This window comes from Pseudomonas sp. GW456-12-10-14-LB2, from assembly GCF_002884345.1.
Classification (GTDB): domain Bacteria; phylum Pseudomonadota; class Gammaproteobacteria; order Pseudomonadales; family Pseudomonadaceae; genus Aquipseudomonas; species Aquipseudomonas paraglycinae.
The window spans coordinates 1-257 of record NZ_POHV01000234.1 but is presented as its reverse complement, the minus strand read 5'-3'; the positions used below and the strand labels follow the sequence as shown (position 1 = coordinate 257).

Below are 257 nucleotides of genomic sequence, written 5' to 3'. Positions count from 1 at the left end.
GATCTGGCCGACGCCCGATGCGCTGAAGGCGCCGGGCCGTCCAAGCCCGATCACCACCATGTCGCCCCGCTCGCGCTCGATCGCGTCGAGGATCACCGTCGTCGCCGGACCTTCCTCCACCAGCACGCGCAACCGGGGACACTCGCCGCGCACGCTGTCACGGATCTCGCGCTCGATGTCCTCGGCGTAGTCGAGAGGACGTCGCCATGAAGGCAGGCCCTTCGCCTGGGGCGCCGTGATGCCGGCCTCCTCCAGCG

At 70.8% G+C, this 257-nt stretch carries 1 protein-coding gene; it reads right to left on the bottom strand.

Annotated features, from left to right (window positions below):
- The coding region (locus C1X29_RS29370; protein ID WP_158247920.1) for a hypothetical protein at positions 1-257 on the bottom strand (257 nt) is incomplete at both ends.